This window comes from Actinoplanes sp. NPDC051513, from assembly GCF_044454685.1.
Classification (GTDB): domain Bacteria; phylum Actinomycetota; class Actinomycetes; order Mycobacteriales; family Micromonosporaceae; genus Actinoplanes.
Map to the genome: position 1 here is coordinate 1 of NZ_JBITDW010000066.1, position 1114 is coordinate 1114.

Consider the following 1114-nt stretch of genomic DNA (forward strand, 5'->3'; position numbering starts at 1 on the left):
CCCGTTTCTGACATATCGCGATATGGGTGGTTGACACCCGGGATCGACGCTGCGACAGTTCCCTGCCCGCAGCCGTCCCGAAACGGGGGAGGGACGCCATGCCGTTCCGATCCATGCCGCCCAGGCGCGCCGTCGAAACGGCGGTAGCTGAGGTCGACCGTCTCGGTCTCAGTGCCCGGGTGCAGTCGGTTGGTCCACGGCACGCGCCTACCACGCAGGTGATGCTGCTCCGCAACGACGCCCCGGTGGCCGTCGGCTGGGGCAAGGGCGCCGACGGCCAGGACGCGGCGAGCGCGTGGTTCGAGGCGCTGGAGCGATACCTCATGTCGGCCGCCGACAACCTCCGGTGGGCACCCGGCGGACCGGTCCTGCTGACCGCCCGGGACGTGGCCGCGCAGCCGGCCCTGGCCGCCGACCTGGTCGTGCAGCGCTGGGCCGCCGAGTTCCCGGACGCCGTGGCGGCGTGCGCCGACCACCTCGGCCCGGCCGGCTCGGTGCGCTACCCCACGTTCCTCACCGACCCGCGCTACTTCCGCCGGCCGGTGGCCGGCGACGACGTCCGGCCCTACCGTGGCCTGCTGCGCTACTCGTCGAGCCTCGGCACGGCGGCCGGGATCACCGTGGCCGAGGCGACCTACCACGGGCTCTGCGAGCTCATCGAGCACGACGGGTTCGGCCAGGCGCTGCTGCGCTGGTACGTGGCCGGCCGCCCGGACGCGCACGAGGTGCCGGCCTCGGCACTGCCGCGCCGGCTGGCCATGCGTTATGCCGCAGCCGAGCGGGCCACGTGCGCCGTCGTACACCTGCTGGACGTGACGACCGACCTGGACGTGCCGGTCTATCTGGCGATCAGCCGTGGCCCGGCCGCCACCCGGCTCGGCGCCGGCGCCTCCGCCTGGGCGAGCGACGCCGCCGGGCGGGCGCTCGACGAGCTGGTCCAGGCCTGCGCCCAGCCGCCCGCGCAGGAAGACGACGCCGCGGCCCAGCTGTCCGGTTGGCCGGCGCTCGAGCGGTGCGTCCGGCTGCCGCTCGCCGGCCTGCGGCTGCGGCCGGTGGCGCTGCGGCCCGACCCCGGCACGGACGACTCGCCCGAATGGGGTCTCGAGCACGTTGC

The 1114-nt window shown here is 75.1% G+C and carries 1 protein-coding gene; it reads left to right on the forward strand.

Going from position 1 to position 1114, the window contains the following annotated elements:
* Window positions 1-221 precede the first annotated feature (221 nt).
* Window positions 222-1114 (forward strand): YcaO-like family protein (locus ACIA5D_RS51700; protein ID WP_396038113.1); only part of this gene is annotated, 893 nt, incomplete at its 3' end.